This is a genomic window from Tenacibaculum mesophilum (assembly GCF_003867075.1).
Classification (GTDB): Bacteria; Bacteroidota; Bacteroidia; order Flavobacteriales; family Flavobacteriaceae; genus Polaribacter; species Polaribacter mesophilus.
In genome coordinates, this window is record NZ_CP032544.1 from 1,255,075 (window position 1) to 1,279,614 (window position 24,540).

At 31.5% G+C, this 24,540-nt stretch carries 24 protein-coding genes and 1 pseudogene; 21 read left to right on the forward strand and 4 right to left on the reverse strand.

Annotation, left to right across the window (positions count from 1 at the left end; genetic code table 11):
• The first annotated feature begins 64 nt into the window (after window positions 1-64).
• From D6200_RS05710 to D6200_RS05725, 4 genes are all read left to right on the forward strand, one after another.
• Entirely contained in the window at window positions 65-745 is a 681-nt protein-coding gene (locus D6200_RS05710; protein WP_073183299.1) for an SDR family NAD(P)-dependent oxidoreductase, read from the forward strand.
• Window positions 746-885: 140 nt separating this feature from the next.
• The gene (locus tag D6200_RS05715) at window positions 886-1,479 is read left to right on the forward strand and encodes a SprT-like domain-containing protein (protein WP_073183301.1); all 594 of its coding nucleotides are present in this window, start codon (window positions 886-888) and stop codon (window positions 1,477-1,479) included.
• A gap of 7 nt (window positions 1,480-1,486) precedes the next feature.
• Window positions 1,487-2,548: a mannose-1-phosphate guanylyltransferase gene (locus D6200_RS05720; RefSeq protein ID WP_073183304.1), complete on the forward strand. Its 1,062-nt coding sequence runs from the start codon at window positions 1,487-1,489 to the stop codon at window positions 2,546-2,548.
• 36 nt (window positions 2,549-2,584) lie between these two features.
• Window positions 2,585-4,570, forward strand: coding sequence for a GTP-binding protein (locus D6200_RS05725; protein WP_073183306.1), 1,986 nt, complete (start codon window positions 2,585-2,587; stop codon window positions 4,568-4,570).
• Here D6200_RS05725 and lpxK read toward each other — a convergent pair.
• Window positions 4,567-5,598: a tetraacyldisaccharide 4'-kinase gene (gene lpxK / locus D6200_RS05730; protein ID WP_073183308.1), complete on the reverse strand. Its 1,032-nt coding sequence runs from the start codon at window positions 5,596-5,598 to the stop codon at window positions 4,567-4,569. The two genes, D6200_RS05725 and lpxK, sit on opposite strands and share 4 nt — an antisense overlap.
• Before the next feature lie 101 nt (window positions 5,599-5,699).
• Here lpxK and D6200_RS05735 point away from each other — a divergent pair, with 101 nt between their 5' ends.
• The 17 genes from D6200_RS05735 to D6200_RS05815 all read left to right on the forward strand — a co-directional run bounded on the left by D6200_RS05735 (window position 5,700) and on the right by D6200_RS05815 (window position 22,925).
• Window positions 5,700-6,794, forward strand: a complete 1,095-nt coding sequence (locus D6200_RS05735) for a Nif3-like dinuclear metal center hexameric protein (RefSeq protein ID WP_073183311.1) — start codon at window positions 5,700-5,702, stop codon at window positions 6,792-6,794.
• A gap of 3 nt (window positions 6,795-6,797) precedes the next feature.
• Window positions 6,798-7,568: a zinc ribbon domain-containing protein gene (locus D6200_RS05740; RefSeq protein WP_047789597.1), complete on the forward strand. Its 771-nt coding sequence runs from the start codon at window positions 6,798-6,800 to the stop codon at window positions 7,566-7,568.
• 148 nt (window positions 7,569-7,716) lie between these two features.
• Window positions 7,717-9,114 (forward strand): FAD binding domain-containing protein, encoded by a 1,398-nt coding sequence (locus D6200_RS05745; RefSeq protein ID WP_073183314.1) that lies wholly within the window; start codon window positions 7,717-7,719, stop codon window positions 9,112-9,114.
• Window positions 9,115-9,122: 8 nt separating this feature from the next.
• Window positions 9,123-11,375 carry a xanthine dehydrogenase molybdopterin binding subunit gene (locus D6200_RS05750; RefSeq protein ID WP_073183459.1) on the forward strand — a complete coding sequence of 751 codons (2,253 nt, stop codon included), beginning with the start codon at window positions 9,123-9,125 and terminating at the stop codon, window positions 11,373-11,375.
• Entirely contained in the window at window positions 11,365-11,871 is a 507-nt protein-coding gene (locus tag D6200_RS05755) for a hypothetical protein (RefSeq protein ID WP_073183316.1), read from the forward strand. The genes D6200_RS05750 and D6200_RS05755 overlap by 11 nt, the downstream gene beginning before the upstream one ends.
• Window positions 11,872-11,877: 6 nt before the next feature.
• Window positions 11,878-12,822: an XdhC family protein gene (locus D6200_RS05760; protein WP_073183319.1), complete on the forward strand. Its 945-nt coding sequence runs from the start codon at window positions 11,878-11,880 to the stop codon at window positions 12,820-12,822.
• Window positions 12,823-12,829: 7 nt separating this feature from the next.
• Window positions 12,830-13,432 (forward strand): Crp/Fnr family transcriptional regulator, encoded by a 603-nt coding sequence (locus tag D6200_RS05765; protein WP_073183322.1) that lies wholly within the window; start codon window positions 12,830-12,832, stop codon window positions 13,430-13,432.
• A gap of 51 nt (window positions 13,433-13,483) precedes the next feature.
• Window positions 13,484-13,933, forward strand: a complete 450-nt coding sequence (locus tag D6200_RS05770) for a DMT family transporter (protein ID WP_073183324.1) — start codon at window positions 13,484-13,486, stop codon at window positions 13,931-13,933.
• Window positions 13,930-14,661: a GNAT family N-acetyltransferase gene (locus D6200_RS05775; protein WP_073183326.1), complete on the forward strand. Its 732-nt coding sequence runs from the start codon at window positions 13,930-13,932 to the stop codon at window positions 14,659-14,661. The genes D6200_RS05770 and D6200_RS05775 overlap by 4 nt, the downstream gene beginning before the upstream one ends.
• A 545-nt stretch (window positions 14,662-15,206) precedes the next feature.
• Window positions 15,207-16,178, forward strand: coding sequence for a thioredoxin family protein (locus tag D6200_RS05780; protein WP_073183329.1), 972 nt, complete (start codon window positions 15,207-15,209; stop codon window positions 16,176-16,178).
• 154 nt (window positions 16,179-16,332) lie between these two features.
• Complete coding sequence (locus D6200_RS05785; protein ID WP_073183331.1) at window positions 16,333-16,833, forward strand: hypothetical protein; 501 nt, start codon at window positions 16,333-16,335, stop codon at window positions 16,831-16,833.
• A 99-nt stretch (window positions 16,834-16,932) separates the two neighbouring features.
• Entirely contained in the window at window positions 16,933-17,343 is a 411-nt protein-coding gene (locus tag D6200_RS05790; RefSeq protein ID WP_073183334.1) for a hypothetical protein, read from the forward strand.
• A gap of 97 nt (window positions 17,344-17,440) precedes the next feature.
• The gene (locus D6200_RS05795; protein ID WP_240627203.1) at window positions 17,441-17,995 is read left to right on the forward strand and encodes an HD domain-containing protein; all 555 of its coding nucleotides are present in this window, start codon (window positions 17,441-17,443) and stop codon (window positions 17,993-17,995) included.
• 254 nt (window positions 17,996-18,249) lie between these two features.
• Window positions 18,250-19,275, forward strand: a complete 1,026-nt coding sequence (locus tag D6200_RS05800; protein ID WP_073183337.1) for an OmpA family protein — start codon at window positions 18,250-18,252, stop codon at window positions 19,273-19,275.
• 225 nt (window positions 19,276-19,500) lie between these two features.
• Window positions 19,501-21,273 carry a DUF6119 family protein gene (locus tag D6200_RS05805; protein ID WP_125064379.1) on the forward strand — a complete coding sequence of 591 codons (1,773 nt, stop codon included), beginning with the start codon at window positions 19,501-19,503 and terminating at the stop codon, window positions 21,271-21,273.
• A 142-nt stretch (window positions 21,274-21,415) separates the two neighbouring features.
• Window positions 21,416-21,982: an SMI1/KNR4 family protein gene (locus tag D6200_RS05810; protein ID WP_073183342.1), complete on the forward strand. Its 567-nt coding sequence runs from the start codon at window positions 21,416-21,418 to the stop codon at window positions 21,980-21,982.
• A 139-nt stretch (window positions 21,983-22,121) separates the two neighbouring features.
• A complete protein-coding gene (locus D6200_RS05815) occupies window positions 22,122-22,925 on the forward strand; it encodes a hypothetical protein (protein ID WP_073183344.1) in 804 nt (267 codons plus the stop codon).
• Window positions 22,926-22,961: 36 nt separating this feature from the next.
• Here D6200_RS05815 and D6200_RS05820 read toward each other — a convergent pair.
• From D6200_RS05820 to D6200_RS05830, 3 genes and pseudogenes are all read right to left on the reverse strand, one after another.
• Window positions 22,962-23,186: pseudogene (locus D6200_RS05820) on the reverse strand (DNA polymerase III subunit delta); the annotation flags it as partial.
• Between the two features lie 93 nt (window positions 23,187-23,279).
• Window positions 23,280-23,837: a hypothetical protein gene (locus D6200_RS05825; protein ID WP_073183347.1), complete on the reverse strand. Its 558-nt coding sequence runs from the start codon at window positions 23,835-23,837 to the stop codon at window positions 23,280-23,282.
• An 88-nt stretch (window positions 23,838-23,925) separates the two neighbouring features.
• Window positions 23,926-24,540, reverse strand: coding sequence for a hypothetical protein (locus tag D6200_RS05830; RefSeq protein ID WP_125064380.1), 615 nt, complete (start codon window positions 24,538-24,540; stop codon window positions 23,926-23,928).

The following is a 24,540-nucleotide window of genomic DNA, read 5'->3' on the forward strand; positions in this document are numbered from 1 at the left end:
GAATGATTAAACAATAAATGTAGTGATTTTTATGTAGCTTGCCTTTTTAAATTTTGACAATTACATGAAGAACGTTGTTATTACAGGAACTAGTAGAGGTATTGGTTTTAAATTAGCACAACAGTTTGCTAATCAAGGACATCAAGTATTAGCCTTATCAAGAAACACAAAACCTTTAGAACAGGTTAGCCACCCAAACATCACTATTATCTCTGTTAATTTATCGAACGAAAGAGATTTACAAAAAGCAGTTGAATTTGTTTCAACTAAATGGAAAAAGGTAGATATCCTTATCAATAATGCAGGAAAGTTGGTTAACAAACCTTTTGAACAACTAACTACGCAAGATTTTGAAGAGGTTTATAAAGTGAATGTTTTTGCAGTTGCTGAATTGACTAAAACCCTTCTACCGTTTATGCAAAAAGGGAGTCATGTGGTAACAGTGAGTAGTATGGGTGGAATTCAAGGAAGCATGAAATTTCCTGGATTAGCTGCCTATAGCTCTGCCAAAGGTGCTGTAATTACCTTATCAGAACTATTAGCAGAAGAATACAAAGAACAACAAATAGCTTTTAATGTATTAGCCTTAGGCGCTGTACAAACAGAGATGTTAGAAGAAGCTTTCCCTGGTTATGAAGCTCCATTATCTGCTAAAGAAATGGCTAATTATATTTTTGATTTTGCTTTAACTGGTAATAAATATTATAACGGAAAAGTGCTACAGGTTTCAAGCTCTACTCCATAATAAAATAACGTGTATCACTTTTAATGATTTTCGTTTAACATAACTGAAAAGAAAATTGTATCTAGAAGCATTAGTTAATTCTCGATACAATTTTTTATTTTTTCATTTTATTTCAAAATAAAAACCGCTCGAACTGACTTTTGAAAAAAACACTAATTAAATACATCCCCAAAGAAGCAATTCCATTAGTTGAATACTTAATTATTGAGCATAAAATCAATTTAAAAATAGTAAGTGAACGCCAAACCAAACATGGTGATTTTCGTCGCTTATCAAATGGTCACATGCAAATTACAGTAAATAACAACTTAAACCCTTATCAATTTTTACTGACGTTAATTCATGAAATTGCACATCATGTTACGTATCAAAAATTTGGAAGAGTACAACCTCATGGTAAAGAATGGAAAACAGTTTTTCAACATTTAATGTTACCTTTTTTACAGCCAGAAATTTATCCAAAAAATATTCTGCCATATTTAGCCAATTATTTAAAAAATCCAAAAGCCAGTACAGATACCGATACAAACTTATCGTTAGCTCTACGAGGAGGTAAAGCAGAAAATGGAAAGCATTTTATATTTGAAGTGCCTGTAGGGAGTGTTTTTAAATTTAAAAATATTTTATATAAGAGAGGAAATAAACGAAGAACTCGTTATGAATGCTTAAATTTAAACAATAAAAAAACCTACTTATTCAATCAAAACGCAGAAATTGAATTAATAAAAACTTAAAATTCTTATGAAGAATAATTATTACGCAGTAATTATGGCTGGTGGCGTAGGTTCTCGTCTTTGGCCTGTAAGTACAGAAAACAATCCTAAACAATTTCATGATTTATTAGGAACTGGAGAATCTTTATTACAAAAAACCTTTTACAGGATCAATCAATTAGTTCCTTCTAAGAATATTTTAATTGCTACGAATCAACGTTATAAAGAATTAATATTAAAACAACTTCCTGAGATTAGCTCAGAACAGCTACTTCTTGAACCTACAATGCGCAACACAGCTCCTTGTATTTTATATGCTGCATTAAAAATCCGTCAGCAAAATGAAAATGCTGTGATGTTAGTAGCCCCATCAGATCACTGGATAGAAAACGAAACCGAATTCCTTAAAAACATAGAAACTTCTTTTAACGCTTGCTCAAAGGAAGACATATTAATGACTCTAGGAATACAACCGAATCACCCAAATACGGGGTATGGCTATATTCAATTTGAAGAAAATACTTCTGAAATAAAAAAGGTACAAACGTTTACCGAAAAACCTAATCTAGAAAAAGCTACTCAGTTTTTAGCGAGTGGCGACTATTTATGGAATGCTGGTATTTTTGTTTGGTCTGTTTCTAGCATTTTACATTCCTTTAAAAAACATCTTCCTGAAATGGTAAACATTTTAGAAACCGAAGATAACGTGTACAACACTAATTTCGAAGATGATTTTATTAAAAGCAACTATGAGAAGTGCGAGAATATTTCTATCGACTTCGGAATTATGGAACGCTCTGAAAAGGTACACGTACTCCCTGTAGATTTTGGTTGGGATGATTTAGGTACTTGGGGTTCTTTATATAACAAACTTGATAAAGACACTCATCAAAACGCAACAGTTGGAGCTACAACTATTTTTAAAGATGCCAACGGGAATATGGTTAGTACTAAAAATGGTAAAAAAGTAGTAGTTCAAGGATTACAAGATTTTATTATTGTAGAAAAAGATGATGTATTAGTTATTTGTCCACGTAAAGACGAACAAGACATTAAACAACTACGAACTGAAGCAAAAGAGCAATTTTAACAAACTACCTCTATCTTTATAAGATATTACTGATTAATGGAATATTCCAACACTCTTAACATAGGAATTTTAGCACATGTTGATGCTGGTAAAACTACCTTAACCGAACATTTATTATACCATACAGGAGCTATAAGAAATATAGGGAGTGTAGATAAAGGTTCTACTGTTACTGACAGTTTAGCACTGGAAAAAGAACGTGGAATTTCCATAAAAGCAGCTACCACTTCTTTTATTTGGAATGACACCAAAGTCAATCTGATAGATACTCCTGGACACGTAGATTTTTCTAGTGAAGTTGCAAGAACATTATGTGTGGTAGATGCTGTTGTTTTAGTTATTTCAGCTGTTGAAGGTGTACAAGCTCATACCTTAACTATTGCAGATGCTTTGCAAAAACTGAAAATTCCTACAATAATTTTCATTAATAAAATTGACCGACAAGGAGCAGATACAGAGAATGTTTTAGAACAAATAAAAGATGAGCTTCAAATTAAAACTGTGTCTATCTATACCAGTCATCATGAAGGATTGGACACTGCTTGTATTAATCCAGTTTTTCATAATAATTCGGCTACCAAAGAACAAAAAGAAGCCATTTTAGAAGAGTTAATTGAAACCGATGAAAATTTACTAGAACAATACTTAAATGGTCACACCATTACTGATGATGTCCATATAAAAACTATTGTAAAAAACACTTCCAAAGCTTTAATTTCACCTGTATTTACAGGAATTGCTAAAAACAACATTGGTGTAAAAGAGCTATTAGATGGATTAACAAGTTTCATTAAACCAGATAAGAATACTGCCACACAAGAAACTTCTGCTTATGTATACAAGTTAGAGCATCATAAAACTCATGGTGTCATGGCACATGTAAAGGTTTTTTCGGGTGAGTTATCTTCTAAGTCTGTTATTTACAATCATACCCAAGCCGTAGAAACTAAAATAAACCAATCGAAAGTTTTTCATCATACCAAACACATAGACACTACTATTAAAGCAGGTGATATAGGAATTATTACAGGTGTTGTTGATACAAAAACAGGAGATATTCTTGGCAGTCCCGAAGGAATTCCTAAGCTCCCCGAATTAAATACTCCCGTCTTGAGTGTACAAGTGATACCTGATAACGATAAAGATTACAATGCTTTAGCGCAGGCTTTACAAATCATAGACAGAGAAGATCCAACGCTACAATTCAAATGGCATAAACCCGAAAAAGAACTGTTGTTATTACTAATGGGAGATATGCAAATTGAAGTACTTACACATGTTTTATTAGAACGATTTTCAATCCCTGCTACTTTTACAGAGCCTCAAATTGTTTACAAAGAAACCATAAGCAAAGCTGCAGAAGGTTACGTTCGTTATTGGATGCCTAAGCCTTGTTGGGCAATTATGACTTTTTTGATTGAACCCGCTCCTTTAAATTCTGGTGTTAGTTATCAATCTATTGTTTCTAAAAACGATATTCATAACAAATATCAAAACGAAATAGCTAGAACAATTCCTAAAGCTTTAGAACAAGGATTATTGGGCTGGGAAGTAACCGATGTAAAAATAACATTAATCAAAGGAGAAGATCATAATGTGCATTCAAGACCTGGTGACTTTAATTTAGCTACTCCAATGGGAATCATGAAAGGTTTACAAGCTGGCGGAACACATTTGTTAGAGCCATTAGTTCGTTTTGAAATAAAAACTAATGAAGAATTTTTAAGTAAAATCATTTCTGAACTTACTACTAGAAGAGCTACTATCAACTCTCCTACTTTTCAAAATGAAATGATGCATCTTACAGGAACGATTCCTGTTGCTACTTCTTTAGATTTAAGTATTAAATTAAATACTCTTTGCAGCGGTCGTATACGTTTGCGAATGGTTTTTCATGGTTATGACGTATGTCCTGAAGGAGAAGGAAAATCAAGATCTTTTAAAGGAGTTAATCCATTAGACGAAGCTCAATGGATTTTACATCGACGAGGTGCTTATAAAGCTGACGAACGAGTGATTTAATTCACTTTCTTTATTTCATTCAACACCAAAGAGTTAAAAGCTTTCTCTTCACTTATAAAATGACTTTTTATAGAAATATAATTAAGAGGATCAATCTTTCCTTCTAAACGCATATAATCTTTTTCGGTAGTTAGTATAATTTTTTGTTGAGATTGCAATTCATCAAAATTCTTCTTGATAGTTGTAATATCCTGATTCGTAAAATTATGATGGTCAGGAAAGTTTAGATGCTTATAACTTACTTCCTTTTCTTTCAAAAAATTCAATAAAGGAGTCGGATTCGCAATTCCCGTAACTAACAAAACTTCCTTACCCTGTAAATCATCAATTGTTAACTCTTTTGTTCCTTTTAAATTCTCATCATAAACAATCGTTGTAAAGAACACTTTTTGATACGATTTCGGTTTTATCTTTCGTACTATCTTTTCTTGTTCTGTCTTCGATAAATTCTCAGGACATTTCGTAACCACAATCACTTTTGCTCGTTTAGCTCCTCTCCTGCTTTCTCGCAAATTCCCTGTAGGCAACACAAAATCATCTACAAATAAATCGTTGTACTTGGTTAGTAAAATATAACTACTCGCTGTTACTTTTCTATGCTGATAAGCATCATCCAACAACACAACTTCTGGTGGATTCTTATGTTGTAATAACTGTTGGACCCCGTTCGTTCTATCAGCATCCACAGCTACCGCAATATCTTTTTTAAACTTCTTATAAAATTGTAAGGGTTCATCACCTACATCTTCGGCTGTATGGGTATCATTCACTATTTTAAAGCCCTCTGTTTTACGTTTATATCCACGACTTAAAACAGCAGTTTTATAATCATCTTTCAGTAATCGTATCAAATATTCAATCTGAGGAGATTTTCCTGTTCCTCCTACACTCAAATTACCAACAGCAATTACAGGAATATCAAAAGAAGTAGATTTTAAAATGCCTACATTAAAAAACCAATTACGAACTCTCGTAATAACATCATACAAAACAGCAAACGGAAATAATAAAAATCGAAGTAGCTTCATTACATCAAAAGTAATAATTTAAGCATTAATCTACAGGATACTTTTATTTTCATTTTTCTACTTTGTAACTTTGCTATATTAATACTTTGAAAATTACCCAAATGCAAATAAAAGACGTTACCAACTACATTGAACAACTAGCTCCGCTTTCGTATGCCGAAGATTTTGACAATGTAGGCTTATTAATAGGAAACTACGCTACTGAAGTAACTGGAGTTTTAGTTACATTAGATACCCTAGAAGAAACTGTTGAGGAAGCTATTACTAAAAATTGTAATCTTATCATAAGTTTTCACCCAATTGTGTTTAGCGGATTGAAAAAAATAAACGGTAACAATTATGTAGAACGTGTTGTGTTGAAGGCTATTCAGAATAATATTGCTATTTATGCTACACATACAGCTCTAGATAATGTAAACAATGGTGTTTCTGCTAAAATGGGAGAAGTTTTAGGCTTAGAAAACATGAAAACTTTGATTCCTAAAAAAGGAATCATAAAAAAACTAACTACTTATGTTCCTTTTGCAGAAGCTAATAATCTTCGTGAAAAATTATTTGAAGCTGGTGCAGGTAATATTGGTAATTATGATAACTGTTCTTTTAATGTAGAAGGAAAAGGAAGTTATAAAGGCAATGAAAACTCAAACCCTACTGTTGGTGAAAAGGGTAAATTGATGTTTGAAGAAGAAACCTGCATTACAGTAACATTCGATTCTTATTTAGAAGGAAAAATACTTTCCGCTCTCTTTAAAAACCATCCTTATGAAGAAGTTGCCTACGAAGTTATTACGCTGGATAACCAAAACCAAAACGTAGGTATGGGAATGATTGGAGAACTACCTTCGGCGATGAATGAAAAAGACTTTTTATTATTTGTAAAAGAAACCTTTAAAACTGGTTGTGTACGACATTCAGAATTACTTGACAAACCTATTAAAAAAGTTGCAGTACTAGGAGGTTCAGGAAGTTTTGCTATTAAAAATGCCATACGAGCAAGTGCAGATGCCTATATAAGTGCTGATTTTAAATACCATGAATTTTTTAAAGCTGAAAAAAGAATCTTACTTACAGATGTAGGACATTATGAAAGCGAGCAGTTTACAAAAAACCTTTTAGTTGATTATCTTAGCAAAAAATTTAGTACTTTTGCAATTATTTTAAGCGAAAAGAGTACAAATCCAATACACTATATTTAACAGATGGCAAAAAAAGAAGTAACGGTAGAAGAAAAATTAAGAGCGTTATACGATTTACAGTTAATCGATTCTAGAATTGACGAGATTAGAAACGTTCGCGGTGAATTACCTTTAGAAGTTGAAGATTTAGAAGATGAAGTTGCCGGATTAAACAAGAGACTTTCTAATTTAGCTGAGGATGTTAAAAATTTAGAAACTGACATTAGTAACAAAAAGTTAGCGATTGAAGAATCTAAAAACTTAATTACTAAATACGAAGAACAACAAAAAAATGTTCGTAATAACCGTGAATTCGACTCTTTATCTAAAGAAATTGAGTACCAAGAGCTAGAAATTCAATTATCTGAAAAGAGAATTAAAGAATACAAAGCTAAAATTGCTCAAAAGAAAGAGGTTATTGATAACACCAAAGAAAAATTAGCTAAGCAAGAAGCACATTTAGCTCACAAAAAAGGTGAATTAGATGCTATCTTAAAAGAAACTGAGAAAGAAGAGCAATTATTAAAAGAAAAGTCTGAAGAGTTTTCTCAATCTATTGACAAGCACTTATTAACGGCATACAAAAGAATTAGAACTAAAGTAAGAAACGGTTTAGCTGTTGTTGCTATTGAGCGTGGAGCTGCAGGAGGCTCTTTCTTCACTATTCCACCACAAGTACAATTAGAGATTGCTAACCGTAAGAAAATTACAATTGACGAGCACAGTGGTCGTATTTTAGTAGATCCTGCTTTAGCACAAGAAGAAAAAGAAAAAATAGACAGCTTATTTGCTTAATATTTTTCTTAAAGTATATACAAAAGCCTCCAAAAATTTGGAGGCTTTTTTATTACTATCAGTTTTGATGATAAAATTAGTGACAATTAAAAATCAAAGCTCCTCACTTTTCACCTGACGTTACATTTTCGTATCTTGCATTCTGCTTATGATACAATTTATATTAAATAATCAGGTAATAAAAACTACAGCAAACGCTGGTATTACCCTACTCGATTTTATTCGAGAACATCAACAGTTAAAAGGTACAAAAATAGGATGTCGTGAAGGTGATTGTGGTGCTTGTACCGTTCTAATCGGTGAACAAAAAAACGGTAGTCTTAGCTATCAAAGTATAACTTCGTGTATTTCTCCCTTGGGAAATGCTAACGGAAAACACATCGTTACGGTAGAAGGTATCAATTTACCAAAAGAACTGAATACCGTTCAAAAAGCAATGGCCGATAATTATGCGACGCAATGTGGTTTTTGCACACCAGGATTTGTGGTTTCTATGACTGGTTATGCTCTTGACAGTAAACAAACAACTTCTTGTAACGATGCTATCAGCGGAAACATTTGTCGTTGTACAGGGTATAAATCGATTGAAAAAGCCGGTTTTGAAATTGAAGAAAAACTGCAACAGAAAGATAAAAACCATCAAATTGACTGGCTAATCAAAGAAGGGTTTATTCCTAATTATTTTGAAACTATCCCTGAAAAATTAGCACAAATACAACCAAAAACCTTTGAAAAAACGGGAATAAAAGTAGCTAACGGAACCGATATTTATGTACAGCATGCTGATAAAATGGCGGAAGAAGATGTACATTTATTAACCGATAAAAACGCTTTAAAAGAAATCTCTTTTACCGAAGGATTTTGTACACTAGGTGCTAATACAACAGTGACCGAAATAGCAGAAAGCAAACAATTACAAACCCTCTTTCCTAAACTAAAACAATTTTTGAAACTTGTTTCTTCTGAGCAAATCAGAAACATGGGAACCATCGGTGGTAACTTTGTAAACGCCTCACCTATTGGTGACATGTCTATTTTCTTTTTAGCATTGAACTCAACGTTAACCATTCAAAAAGAAGATGGAAATACGCGACAAATTCCATTTCAAGAATTTCATCAAGACTATAAAAAGTACGATTTACACGAAGGTGAAATCTTACAATCAATACAGTTCAAAGTTCCACAAGCAGAAGACTTTTTCAATTTTGAGAAAGTCAGCAAACGAACACATTTAGACATTGCTAGTGTAAATTCGGCAGGAAGAATTACACTAAAAAACAATACAATTACAGATGCTCATTTTTCTTTAGGAGGTGTGGCCGCTATTCCAAAGTATTTATCCAATACCAACGCTTTTTTAATCGGAAAAACAATCAATTCTGAAACTATAAAAGAAGCCGAAACTATTTTACAATCAGAAATTTCGCCTATTAGCGATGTTCGTGGAACTGCTGACTATAAGCGATTATTGGCAAGACAGTTATTTTTTGCTCACTTTTTAGAACTATTCCCAAATCAAGTAGAACTTAAAAAACTAATTGCCTAATGAAAACGATGAAGAACATAGACAGTTTTACACATGTTAGAGGAGAATCGTTATTTGTTGACGATTTAATGCTACGCCAAGATACCTTATTCGGATTGGTTTTTGACTCGCCAAAAGCACATGGAAAAATCAAATCGGTAGATTATTCAAAAGCAGAAGCGCTAGAAGGTGTAGTAAAAATATTCACCTATAAAGATGTCTTAGGAGAAAATCAGATTGGAGGTATCATTCCTGATGAACCTTTGTGGGCTGAGGATGAAGTCCATTTTTGGGGACAACCGATTGCTTTTATCGTTGCAAAAAGTGAAGCTATTGCTAAAAAAGCTAGAGCCTTAATTACCATAGATATTGAAGAACTTCCTGTAATTACAACTGCTAAAGAAGCCAAAGAAAAAGGAAGCTTTATCAATGCTCCTCGTTCATTCAACTTAGGAAATACTCAAAACGCCTTTACTGAATGTGAATATGTATTTGAAGGCGAAACTTTTTCGAACGGACAAGAGCATTTGTACCTCGAAACACAAGGTTGTTATGCGGTTCCTCAAGAAAACGGAAATATAAAAATTACTTCCTCTACGCAAGGCCCTACTGCTGTACAAAAAACAGCGGCCAAGGTTTTAGGCATCCCAATGCATAAAATTGAAGTAGATGTAATCCGCTTAGGTGGTGGTTTTGGAGGTAAAGAAGATCAAGCAACTCCTTGGGCAGTTATGGCAGCTGTAGCTGTGCAACATTTGAATCGCCCAGTTAAATACATGCTGAATCGCCATGATGATTTGCGTATGACAGGAAAACGTCATCCCTATTCCTCATTTTATAAAATAGGACTCACCAAAGACCTAAAAATTAAAGCTTTTGAAGCAGAGTTCTTACAAAATTCAGGTGCTGCAGCTGATTTATCTCCTGCTATTGCTGAGAGAACTTTGTTTCATGCTACCAATAGCTATTTTGTTCCAAATGTACATACTACCGTGTATAGCTGTAAAACCAACCTACCTCCTAATACCGCTTTCCGTGGTTTTGGTGGTCCGCAAGGTATGTTTGTTATTGAAAGTGCTATTGCAGATGCCGCTGATAAAATCGGAATCAACAAAAGAAAAATACAAGAAGCAAATCTATTAGCTGAAAACGATGAGTTTTCTTACGGGCAAATTGCAACCGAAGTACAAGCACAAAATTCGTGGTTTAGTGCAAAAGAGCGATATCAACTTGAACAGCTAGAACAAGAAATCGCTGACTTCAACAATAAAAACGACCGCTACAAAAAAGGAATTTCATTAATGCCTATTGCTTTTGGTATTTCGTTTACCAATACCCCAATGAACCATGCACGTGCTTTGGTACATATTTATCAAGATGGAAGTGTTGGTGTTTCCACAGGTGCTGTAGAAATGGGACAAAGTGTAAACACCAAAATATTACAAGTAGCACAAAGTGTTTTAGGAATTTCGCCAGATAAAGTAAAACTAGAAACCACGAACACTACACGTGTTGCCAATACCTCACCTTCTGCAGCAAGTTCAACTGCCGACCTTAACGGAAAAGCAACAGAAATGGCGTGTAATTCGTTAGTTGAACGACTAACAGAAGTTGCCGCTGACATGCTCTCTACCAAAAAAGAAAACATCTCTTTTCAAGAAGATGCTGTTTTTGTAAGCGATAAAAAATCAGATCTAATATGGGAAGCTTTAATTGCTGAAGCGATGCTACGTCGTGTGGCGCTATCTGAAAATGCACATTATGCTACACCAGTTATTCATTTTGATAAAACCAAAGAAAAAGGACATCCGTTTGCCTACCATGTATACGGTACTGCAATAACAACAGTTACTGTAGATTGTATCCGTGGTAATTATGAAATTGACAGTGTAAAAATTGTACACGACTTTGGTAAAAGTATGAATATGGGCATTGATTTAGGGCAAGTTGAAGGTGCTTTGGCACAAGGAATTGGTTGGATGACTATGGAAGAAATCTCTTATAATAATGAAGGACGATTATTATCGAATGCCTTGTCTACCTACAAGGTTCCTGATATTTTTTCAGCTCCCAAAACAGTTGAAACCATTCCGTTAAAAACGGAAGGAAATCAAATGGCTATTAAAAAATCGAAAGCGGTTGGTGAACCTCCATTAATGTATGGAATTGGGGCTTATTTTGCCATCCAGCAAGCGGTAAAAACCTTTAACCCTAATTATAAATTAAAATTCCACGCTCCTTTTACAGCCGAAAAAGTGTTGATGGGATTGTATGAAAAATAGAAGACCTATCAAACTACAATACACCAAACAGAATATATTTAAGGGCGCGTTAATTTATAGCATTGGAGATACCATTGCATCCCTTTTACTAAACGAGTTTTCTATATACAGACTTCTCGGGATGGTACTTATTGGTGCTACTGTTTATGCTTTTGAAATCCCTAATTATTTTAATTGGATAGAAAAAAAGACAGCAAACAATAGCGGACTCAAAAGAACTATAACAAAAACAATATTGGCTATTGCATACTTTAATCCTCTTTGGATTTTTAGACATTTGCTATTTATCAAATTGTTTTCTGGAAATTTTGAACAAATAACCAGTAACTTATTCATTGTTGCTTGTTGGTCGTTTTTAGTGAACGTTCCTATTTCGTTTATCGCTAACTTTATCATTCAAAATAAAGTAAAACTCGATTGGCGTTTTTTAGCCAGTGCTATTTTTTCTGCACTAATGGCTATTTATTATGCCCTAAGCGAAACCATTTTTAACTAAGCTTTTATGGAATTTTGGCAACAACTACATACAAAACTTCAAAATAAACAGAAGGTATACCTCCTAATGGTAATTGAAAACCTTGGCAGTTCTCCAGGTCGAAAAGGTTTTAAAATGTTAGTTGCAGAAGATGGTTTTATTTTCGGTTCTGTGGGCGGTGGTGTAATGGAGTTTGCACTCGTTGAAGAAGCAAAACAACTACTACAACAAGAGAATCCGCCAACATTTACAAAAAAACAAATTCATAAAGGAAATATCAAAGATGGTTCGGGTATGATTTGTTCTGGTGAACAAACTGTAGCCTTTCATTGCTTAAATTCGGGGCATACTTCAATAATTTCAACTATTATTTCTTCTTTACAGCATGGTAAAAAAGGAATTCTACACTTATCTCCTACCTTATTTAATTTTACTTCTCATACTCTAGACAATCAATTTGAGTATACCATTAACTCGAAAGAAGATTGGTATTTTAAAGAACATATCGGCTTTAGAGAAACCTTGTACATTATTGGTGGGGGGCATGTAGGCGTTGCTGTTTCTGAACTCTTTGTAAAGCTTGGTTTTTATGTAGTGGTTTTAGACAATCGAAAAAATCTAAACACCTTAGAAAATAACCAAACCGCCCATGAAAAATTAGTGATTGATTACAACGATATTGAAAACTACATTGAAGCATCTCTTTCTAGTTATGTAGCCATTATGACTAATAAATATACAGATGATAAATTAGTGCTCAGTAAACTTATAAAAAACAATTATACGTTTTTAGGCGTTCTTGGTAGCAAAGCAAAATTAAAAACAATGTGGGAGGTTTTGCAAAAAGAAGGAGTTGCTGCTCAAAAACTACAAAAAATTCATGCTCCCATCGGACTTCCAATAAAAAGTGAAACGCCCGATGAAATTGCAATAAGTATTGCCGCACAAATTATTCAAATTAAAAACACCTAAACGAATAATGAATCAACCTAATGAATATAAAACCTTTTTAACAAGCGTTTTTAATCGTTATGCTACGGTGAGCGACGATTCCATTTCTTCTTTGTTTTCAGCTGCAAAAATTCATGATTTAAAAAAAGGAACCACTCTATTACCTTTTGGTAAAATATCAAAACACGTTCATATTCTTTACAAAGGTGCTGTAGTTTCGTGTTTTTTACATAAAGATGGTACGTTATACCACAAAAACATTTTTTTACCAGAGAGTTTTGTAGGTTCTGTAGTATCGTCACTTACTAATACACCTTCTCAGTTTTCTCTGGAAGTTATAGAAGACTCTACAATTATTAGTTTTCCGTATGACACCTACAGACAACTTATTAGAGAAAACCAAGATTTACAAAACTTTTACATCGCTTATCTTGAAAAGAATTGGGTGATTGATAAAGAGAAACGAGAAATTGATATTGTTTTAAAAGAAGCTAAAGAACGGTATCTTGATTTTGTAAACGCTAATCCAAACATAGAAAATAGAATACCGTTACACTATATTGCCTCTCACTTAGGTATCACTCCTACTCAATTAAGCCGAATACGTAAGAGCATAAAAAAAACTGTATAGCAATCAACATATGTAAAGAAAAAGGTGTTGTTTCCTTTCCATCTTTGCAGTATGAAAATATTCTTTTTATACTTTTTGGCCTTTATTGGTGGGGTTTCACTAGCTGTTCAAGCAGGATTTAACACACAATTAGGTGCTATTGTAAAGCAACCTGTTATTGCTGTTATAGCCACCTCTATAGCGAGTGCTGTTTTTGGATGCTTATTCATCTTTCTATTCAAAGAAGAAAGTATTCAATTAACTATAGCACAACAAGTACCTTGGTATTTATGGTTTATTGGCGGACTTTTTAGCATGATTGGTATTTCTCTTTATTTTTACACCATACCAAAACTAGGAATTTCAAAAATGATTGCTTTTGGCTTATGCGGTCAATTGATTTTTTCGTTATTCGCAGGAAAATTTGGTTGGTTAAACCTGCCTGTTGAGCCTATAACTACCAAAAAATGTATTGGAATTGTTTTCATGGCAATTAGTATTCTTTTAATCAACTCAAAATGAAAAAAATAGTATCAAATATTAATAATTTAACTTCTTTGTGGAAAACTGCTGCGACTCCATATCAAGGATATCATAAAGAAACATCTTTTGAAAGCGCTTATATACAAAACGCTCAATGGCCTAATAGAATTTGGACTAACCTCTCTCCTTCTAAAAACCAACTAAAAGAAGTACAGCAACAAATGTTAGGAGAAGATAAGTATTTTACATTTTCTTTATTTACACTATCAAGTCAAGAAAATAATATGGAACTTGACGCTAAAATTAAGTTAAAGTCAACACAATATGGAATGAGTTTAGAACTAAAAGAAAAGTTCGAAACGCAAAGACAGATCGATTTTAAAAGAGTAAAAAACAAAGAAGAAGCTGGTATTTGGAGCAATGCTTTTTTTAAAGCCTTTAATTATGAAATAAGCACAGTAACAATTTTAAAAACTAAAGAAACCATCCCCTACTATCTTGTTTATTTTGAACAAGAGCTTGTAGGCACCATAATTTTATACACCACAAATACGATTGCTGGTTTGCACAGCTTAGGTATTATACCAGAAAAAAGAAAACAAGGTTTTGCTACCGAAATTATGCGCCATACATTGAATAAAGCCATTGACCAGAATTTGTCTTTAGCTACACTTCAAGCCTCAGAAATGGCGAAAGAAATGTATTTAAAACTAGGGTTTTCTTTAGACTTTTTAATGGAGAACTATATACTCAATACAACAAACTAACAATTTTCTACACAATACGAATATTTTATCTTTTTTTGTTGTTTGGTGTTACTCCCATTATGCAGTGAATGACACTTCCCTTAGGCAAGGAGTGTCACTCCCCTTAGGCTTCGTGTGTCGACCCGATTAGGCTTCGTGTGTTGACCCGATTAGGCTTCGTGTGTTGACCCGATTAGGCTTCGTGTGTTGACCCGATTAGGCTTCGTGTGTTGACCCGATTAGGCTTCGTGTGTTGACCCGATTAGGCTTCGTGTGTTGACCCGATTAGGCTTCGTGTGTTGACCCGATTAGGCTTCGTGTGTTGACCCGATTAGGCTTCGTGTGTTGACCCGATTAGGCTTCGTGTGTTGACCCGATTAGGCTTCGTGTGTTGACCCGATTAGGCTTCGTGTGTTGACCCGATAAAAAAGTTACACTTTTTTATCTTACTTTTTTTATATTTGAGAGTGTTAATAAAATTGCTATCCCTTCTACTTACTCTACCATTATAGGAATGTAATAGTGATTTTATTATGCATATATAACTAGTTACCATAAATAGGAAAATGAAAAAATTACTCTTAACATTAATATTTTTAAACACATACTTTGCTTTTTGTCAGAATGATTGTAATAATGAAATTCTAAATGAGAAAGTTCAACTAACCCCTAATGATAAAGAAAGTTTATTAATATTTACTCAAAAACTGAATTCACTTGAAAATTGTGGATTAGATAAAACTGATTTAGACATTTTAAATAATAGTCCCATCATGACTCATATTATAATGGACATATTAGCTAAAGAAAATACTGAGCCTTATACTTACAATACTATTTTAGAAAAACTATTATTAATTACAAAAACAGAAAACTATAAAAATAATATCAAACCTAAATATATAACGTTAATTGATTTTACTAAAAAAGAGGCTAATATTAAAAACTGGGAATCAGACAAATTAATACTTAAAAAGTTAGAAATACCAGATAAATATATAGAAGAAATATTCATCGAGTTAAAAAACAGCCCTAATAAAGACGAAACCTACAAAGAAATACTAGAAAGAATTGGAAAAAATAGCACACCTGAAAACAATACAGTAATTGAACCTTTAGAATATAGCCAAAATAAGATTTTTGAAAACTATGGTAAAGTAGACTATGAAAAGCTATTAGAAAAAAGTAAAAAAAATAAAAAACCAGTATTAATGTATTTTACTGGTTATGCTTGTGTAAATGCAATAAAAATGGAACAAAGGGTTCTATCAAAAAAGAAAATAATTGATAAATTAAAAACTGACTTTAATTTTGTTAGTGTGTATGTTGATGATAACACTCCTCTACCTGAAAAGGAATGGGGTAAATCAAGGAGAGGCAGACTTATAAAAACTGTTGGTAGAAAAAATTATGAATTACAAGTAAATAAATTTAAATCTGGGGTTCAACCTTACTTTGTTATAATAGATGCAAATGGAAAAATTATAAAAAATCAAGGGTACTCTGATTTAGATACTTTTACTAAATTTATTGAATAACTACTTGTGGTAAACAATGGCTATAAATAATTACTGGTTCTTGCCTACTTCTAAAAATCCTCGTGAGTTTTCAGCTTGGTGTGTACTTGCATCGTTAAGTACTAATTCACGAAATTACTCATAACCTAAACTGTTAAACATAAGTTGACCAAAAATGACATTAGAAATATTACCAGACAAAGCGTTTAAACTAAACTCTGAATTTTTTTATTGGAGTGACGAAAGAAAATCGGTTAGACAAAAACTGAAAACCCATTATAAAGAAGATGATAGAGTCATTGAGATGTCTCAATTCTTTGATGGTGACACAAATCACAACATTGACCAAAAAAGAGATATTTATGAGGACACTAATGGTATGAAAAATTATTTCTTTTTGAGTTTCGACAAGGATAATAAACTTTGTGATTTGGAAGTTCATTGGGGAATCAAAATTTTGATTGACAATATAGAAATGGAGTTTGGAAAAGATATTGACATTTATTTAAACCATCTGAAATTAAAGGGTTATGACTTTAAAGAAATTGAGCAAGGAAATTATCTATTTGAAAAACTAAAAATAACAATTGCAGACTCTGAATCGACAGGAGGAGAAGGAAACGGACTTTCATATTTCTATTTTGGACAGAATATTAAACATTTAATTGAATATTAAAAACCAGTGACTAACAATATATAACCACAATTGCGGCAGATTCAACTACGTCCAACTCCACTCAATATAAATAACAAAACATCAACTCAATCAAAACAAGTGAAAATAGACACAGATACACTACCTAAATGCTCATTAGAAGAGAAGAAATTTTCTTGGGGAGAGCCATATTTAGTTGTAACCCCAATATTTGATATGGTAATACCACACGAATTATCTGATCTTGAATTTTCTGTTGAAATATTTATAAAAAATAACTTCCGAAATCAACTATTAGAATTTTACAATGTTTTGATTAATTATGAAGAAAACAATCGGATTGAAAATTTCGAAGACGCCATACCAGAACAGCTTCGTAAAGAAGTGTTAGTAAAAATCAAAAGCTTTCTTGACTCAGAAAAGAAGTTAACCCCTTGGGAGAAATACAATGAATATGGAAAAGAACTAGATTTTTTGTATAAGTTTGAAGAAGAGTTTAACCGAAAAATATTATTTATCAACCCGAAATAGAGACACTTACAGTAATTATTATAAGTAATTGCTTGTTCTCAACTACTTTTTATCCTCTTGAACAATAATATACTATGCTAAAAAAACTCTTCTCTAAATGGATACACCTCAAATGACACAAGAAATCTATCAAAAAGCAATAAAGTTTGCTGGAGAAAAGCACAAAAATCAAAAAGTTCCTGGTACAAATTCCAACTATTTGCTACATATCTCTAACGTTGCTATGGAAATAATCATAGCATATAATGCAACTAACAATTTCGATTTAAATTATGCTGTTCAATTAGCGCTACTCCACGATACATTAGAAGATACTGATACTGACTTTTCGGAGTTATTAAACATGTTTGGAGAAAAAGTTGCTAATGGAGTTCTAGCATTGACTAAAGATAAAAACCTAGATTCTAAAAAAGAGAAAATGACAGACAGCTTGAACCGAATAAACAAACTTGAAAAAGAGGTTGGAATGGTAAAATTAGCAGACAGAATTACAAACCTTCAAGAACCACCAAAACATTGGAAAAAAGATAAAATTCAACACTATTTATCTGAAGCTATCGTAATTAATGAAACACTAAATAACAAGAATGAATATTTAAATAAAAGATTAGAAAATAAAATTGCTGAATACAAAAAGTATACTACTAAATAAGAATAACTTATTATTAAACTCTCCCGAGAAATAACTATAAAATTAATCTTTATAATGTTTAACTGTAGTAATAAACTCTTAATTACAAATATAACCTACTTTCAATCTCAAGAAGATGTAAGAAACTTCAAAAAACCACTAAAATAATTAATAACGTTAAACTAAACTTAAAAATATTATATTTAACTCCATAATTAACAAGCACATAAAAGCTGTTATTAACAATTAGAAGCCAAACTTAAATAAGAATTACAATGAAAAGAATTTACTCAATCTGTTTGTTATCAATAATTACTTTAATTTCATGTAAAAATGAGAAAGAGACTACCAAAAACAACTTAGATGAAGTTGTTAATAATGAAGTTACAACCAAAGAAAAAAAAGAATTAAAGAATAACACTAAAAAATTTTCTTGGAAAAACATAGTTGAATCTAAAGTTGATATTGGTGCATACCCTTATATAACACCACCAAAAGGTATGTTAGTAAATAAAAATACTAGCAGCACAGAGTCTTATGACTTTCACAAACTTGAAATGTTTGACGGTAATTCATTTTTTGACATAGAAGGACGAGTAGATAAAATGGGAATTATGATGGATGGAAATCAAAAATGGAATCAATACTATTTTGATAAAAGTATTAAAGACTACCTAACAGCTATTGGCGCTCAACTTATTTTTGAAGGAAAAATACCTAATGAACTTGTAAATCAAAAAGGAGAAAGCGTAAACGATCGTTATACTTACTTTAATAATTTTTATGTTGGAGATGTTGTAAACCATCCTATTCGTATGTATGTATTAAAAACACCAACTAAAAAAATAGGAATTCAAATCTATTCTGATGTGGCTAATGCACAAATTGGAGTTGTGGAATCAAAAGAATTTGAACAAACAATAGAGAAAATAACTGCAGATAAAATCATAAATGAAATAAACACTAAAGGCTTTGCTACGTTGCATATTAATTTCGATACTGGGAAATCAAGAATTAAAGCTGACTCTTACGAAATAGTGAGTGAAATATCTAAAATGTTAAAAACAAATCCCAATTTAAAAATAAGTATTGAAGGACATACTGATAATGTGGGTAATGAAGGTTTTAATATGAAACTATCTAAAAACAGAGCCAAATCTGTTCTTATGTCACTCGTAGATGAAGGTATTGAAGAATCAAGACTAGAAAGTAAAGGCTTTGGGCACACGAAACCTATAGGTAATAACGCTACAGAAGAAGGAAAAGCACAAAATAGAAGAGTTGAACTAAGAAAAATTTAAAGAAATATCGTGTAAGCAGTATAAAAACTGCTGCTTACACAAAACACAAGATAATTCTATAGCCTTAATAATATCAGCGACCCGTGCAAGCTTTTATGGTAGCTAAAACAACTTTTAGTACTTAAATAATTGAGCTTATGGGATTCCGTAAGAAAATTAAATTATTATTGTTAAGTTCGTAAAAGTATAAACAAGTTAGCGGCAATTAAAACAAACAAAACGCATTTGACAAAAAACCCAAAAATATATTTGATTGATAAGAATAAAAGGTTGATAAAAGGAATTGTCGACACGGAAAAGATTATTCAAAAAATTATCAATACATCATTCAAAAAACTGGGAATTGCTCAAAATTTTAAATCTAAAAACCTTAAAAGAACTACAAAAGGAGAATTTACTTATTTCCTATACCTTTACAATTCGAAAGATATTGTCTCTGATTGGGAGGAATTCTTGCCTAAAAGTCTTACACAAGGAGAAGACTTTATCCAGCAAAAACTTTCTTTAATACTTTTTGTAGAAACTGAGCATCACATTTTTTGTGTAATTGGCGGTAATGCTTATCAAATAATCCTTCCGTTTATAGACCAATCATTTGGTCTCTCAACTTATGCTCGAATTATGCAACCAGAAAAGGATGAACTTGCATCTATCAAATCGAGAGGAATTACAGGGACAAGAGCTGGACTAAGTGAACAATTCAGGAATAACTATCGAATTATTGATTTCATAAAATTTGGTAAGGTACCAAAAGAAATACATTTGAGATTAAGTCAAGAAACAACAGATTTATATTTCAAATTTCTTAAAAGTAAAAAAACAGATAGAATTCAAATTTTTGTAGGTAGAGCTTTTCAAATTAAAAAGACGATTGATTTTAAGACTCTGCATAAGATTATAATTGAACTTGGATATATAATGGAGTTAGTTCCATCAGACTACCTAAGTTCTTACGAAGAAATTACTGATGAAACATTTAAAGCAAATAGATTACACCCAGAATTGATCACGCGAATTTTCAACGACACGGAGAATTTGGGAAAAAGAAATCAAAATTCAGGTACAACATTCGAACACGATTTTTGCAACCCAAATAATATAGAAAAATTCTATGAAGCTGATACCTATAAGCTAAAAGCGAAGACAGAAAATGGAGGCTATAAAATTTTTAAAATAGTATCAGATAGAAATGAAATTTATGATGCGGTTCTAAATCGTGCTGTAGAATTATATGGTGTAAATGATAGGTTTAAATTTATGGTTTTTATACAAGGCGTTAGAGTTACTTGCCATCAAAACAATAAAAAAACCGTTGCTTCAAGCTTTTTATTTCATATTTCTACAGAGTTTCCGATTGATGGCAAACCAGTTTTCTTAGTAGACACTAAATGGTATCATTTGCGAGATTCATTTGTTGAGGATTTAAAAAATAACACAAAGCACGTTTTAAAGACATATTCTGCACCACCAAAAATTGTAAATCTACCTTGGGATAAACAATTAATCAAAAAAGAAAAACACTATAATTTGCTTTATGACAAAATCCCGAATTATATTGTTATAGATACTATAATAGAAGACGGATTAGAACTCTGTGATATACTACATTATGACAATAGAAATTTATATTTAATCCACGTTAAATATGGTTTCAAATCTGAAATGAGAGAATTGACAAATCAAGTAATTATCTCGGCAAGAAGATTAATAAAAACATTAGGCACAGATGACAAATTAATACTGGAAAAGATTTATAAAAAGCTAAAAAAGAAAAAGAGAAGCGTTGATGGATTATCGTTAGACGAATTTAAAGATTTATTTGATAAAAAAATCTCTTTTGTTTTAGCTTTCACTTCTCACTTGAAGAAAGATTTGGATGTTTTATCTAATATTGAGTCGTTTGATTCAAATATCGCAAGATATTCACTAATACAATGTTCAAGTGAAATGAGAGCGAATTATTTTCCAATGCTTACACATCAAATTATGAGAAAATAACTACCGCTAACAATGGCTATAAGTAATTACTTTCCTCGCCCACTTCTGAAAATCCTCGCGGGTTTTCTATCTGTGATTTATTTGCTAACTTCAGTACTTAAACACTCAACGAAATCATACACAATCACCTTACAAATAATTTATGCTTAGAACATTTAAGAAAAAAGTTGAATTAATAAAAGAATTAGATATTCAAAATAAGTATGTTTTTTCCGAAAAGGCATCTTTAGATGGTATTCTTATTTTTGAAAAAAAACATCAATTAAAACTACCTGAAGATTTCAAAGATTTTGTAACTAATGTTGCAAATGGAATTAAGGACAATGAACATGATGAGGTAATTTTTGATGAGACAAACTTTACAAATTATTTTGCTGACCTTGATGGTGAAAGTCATAATCCTTACATAGAGTTTCCCGTTTTTGAAAGAACAAAAGACTCAACTAATGAATTTGATTATGACGAACTAACTAATGGGTGTATCAGTCTTGCTGGAACTGGTTGTGGCAATGGATATGTATTAATAATTAAAGGAAAAGCAAAGGGGCAGGTATGGGAAGATGAATTAGCATCAAATTCAGAAGTAACTCCTAAATATAATAATTTTAAAAGATGGATTGATCCCAAACTTGACAACATTATAAGAGAACTTAAGCCAAAGAAAAAAGTAAAAAAGAGTATTTGGGAAAGAATAATAAACTATCTGTAATACCTGATAAAATTAAGAGTTTAAACACTTAATTAATCTTCTTACATAAAAATTAACTGATATTTTGATAAAGACTTTGAAACACATTAATATTCTATTATTGTTTTTAATATTTAGTTGTTCGAATAATAAAACAAAATTGAATGATGACAATAATTTAGCACAGAGTATTGACACTATTAGATATTCTTACGATGGATTTAATAATGGTTCAAGGCTTGATCTGTTAAGTGATGGGAGGTTTATAAACGAAAAATATGTGTTTGGTTGTACTGGTGGTGGAGAAAGAAAAAAAGTATTCGGAACTTATAAAATGAATAATATAAACTTAAAATTGAATCCTAAAACAATAGAACTTACCGAATATCCAATCGAATATCCTTTTGACAGCAAATCAAAACCAAAAACGACTAATATTAATTATGGAGTTGATTCACTTAAAATTAAAACTGAATTTCAAATTGTTACTTGGGAAAATAATAAATACCTTCTTTCTAGTTTTTATGATTATGACTGGAGTCTTGAAAAGGAAAACGACTACATTAGATTCGCTAATTATTTAAATATAGGTCTAGAACCTAGTACAAGCGGAATGTATCTATCCAAGAAAAGTAAAGATTCAATAAAATCAGAATTTAATTTAAAACAAATTCCTGAAAAGTGGCAGGAGTTTTTTTTAACGCAACCTATTTCAGCCAAAATAAAAAGTTTTAAAAAAATTACCGACCCATACGATAAAGAAAATTATTGGTGGGAAATAGAGTTGGATAAAGGAAATAATGACAAAATGAACAACCGTCTATCAATGACTACAAAAGATGATATGATTTTTTTAGAAATTGATTCTGTTTTAACAAATCGTAGTTTTGGTGCATATCGTCTACCTGATTTTGACCATGAAAAGTATCCTATTGGCACTGAATTAAGAACTAAATGGAAATAAATACGTTTACCAGCAATGCATAAGCTATATAAACCTTTAATGCAAAATCTTAAACAGCAGTTCTTTTAAAATATCAGCATGCGTTTGGTTGGCTCCTACTCCTTTACTTTTTACATCGGCATCACATAATAAGGCTATAATTTGTGATACTTTTCGCATCGGGTAGTTACGGGCTGCATTTACATAGTCGTCCACAAAATAAGGGTTTACTCCTAAGTTTTTAGCTACCGAAGCTTTCGATTTGTCTTTTAATCCGTGGTATTAAAATTCATACGTAGAAAAACGATTACTTACTCTGTTAATAAACTTTTAAAGCATACTATGAGTTAACAAGTAGATAATTAACTTCATTGATTAGTTAATTTTAATAGGTACTTTAATTCTTTCTTTATTTACCCCTTCAATTTCTTTAAACCTTAAATAAAGTGTATCCCCATCAATAAGGTTTTTTGTTATTTTGGGGAATTTTCTACTAAAACTATAAAAATTACCTACGAAAAGAGAATCAGCTTTAATTGATGTTGTATCTATTTTTGATAAAATCTTTTTTGATTCATCTTCATCAATTATCAAATGTTTTGTATAAAACAAAAATGATTTATTTTTTTGATTATTAAATTTTCTTTTTTTATAATTTTCTAATCTCACCAATTTTTCGTCACTGATGAAATACATTTTAATCACAGCACCTTCATCTGATTTTTTATATTTATATTGAAAATGATATAAAAATTTATTTCCACTACTTTTAATATTTAAATCAAAAGGTAAACTAATTGCCCATATTTTTTTACTCTCATTATCATACCATGCAATCACTTCAGAATCTTCACTCGGTTTACTTGTTATTTTAATATCTTTATTGGTACCACAGAAAATAAAAAAAATTAATATGATGTATAAATGTTTCATAAGTTTATTTAAAGAAAATAGATTCAACAATTGTTTTTACTTGTACTGGATTTTTTTTATCCTCATTGTTGAAGCTTAAAAAACTCTGTTACCATTTTGCAGGAACAGTAACATACTCGCCTAACTTTCCATTATCTAAAAACTGAATTGAAATACTATCTCCTTTTGTTAACTTTTCAAATAATGCTGCATGTTTTTTCTTAAACTCTAAAACTGATTTTATACGGAAGGTATCTAAGTTGTTTTTCAACATTTTTAGTACGTAGGGTTTTAAGTCTTTTTGAGTGACCTCGGATGAGTCTATTTGATATCGTGAATAGATTATATATTTATTAGTTAAAAAAGGTGATATGCTCTTTATTTGATTGTTTTCTATTTCAACTAATTCTTCAGCATCATTATAGATAAATAGATCTTCTCCAATCCCCTTTTTATTAAGGAAGTAATTATAATTCATGGTAACAAAAGATAGTTTTGAAGATGAACTGTTTTTTATTTTAACACCAAAAGGAATGTCTATTCTATAAACTTTTTTATGGGGTTTACTCATCATCACAATAACTGGACTTGAGGGTTTAAAGCTTGAAACTTTTTTATTACTTGAACAAGCAATAAACATTAAAGTAACAAAGACATATTTCCCTCTATTTATCAATAAATATAGACTCGATAACGTAATCAAATCTTCCTTTTTCTTCTCCAT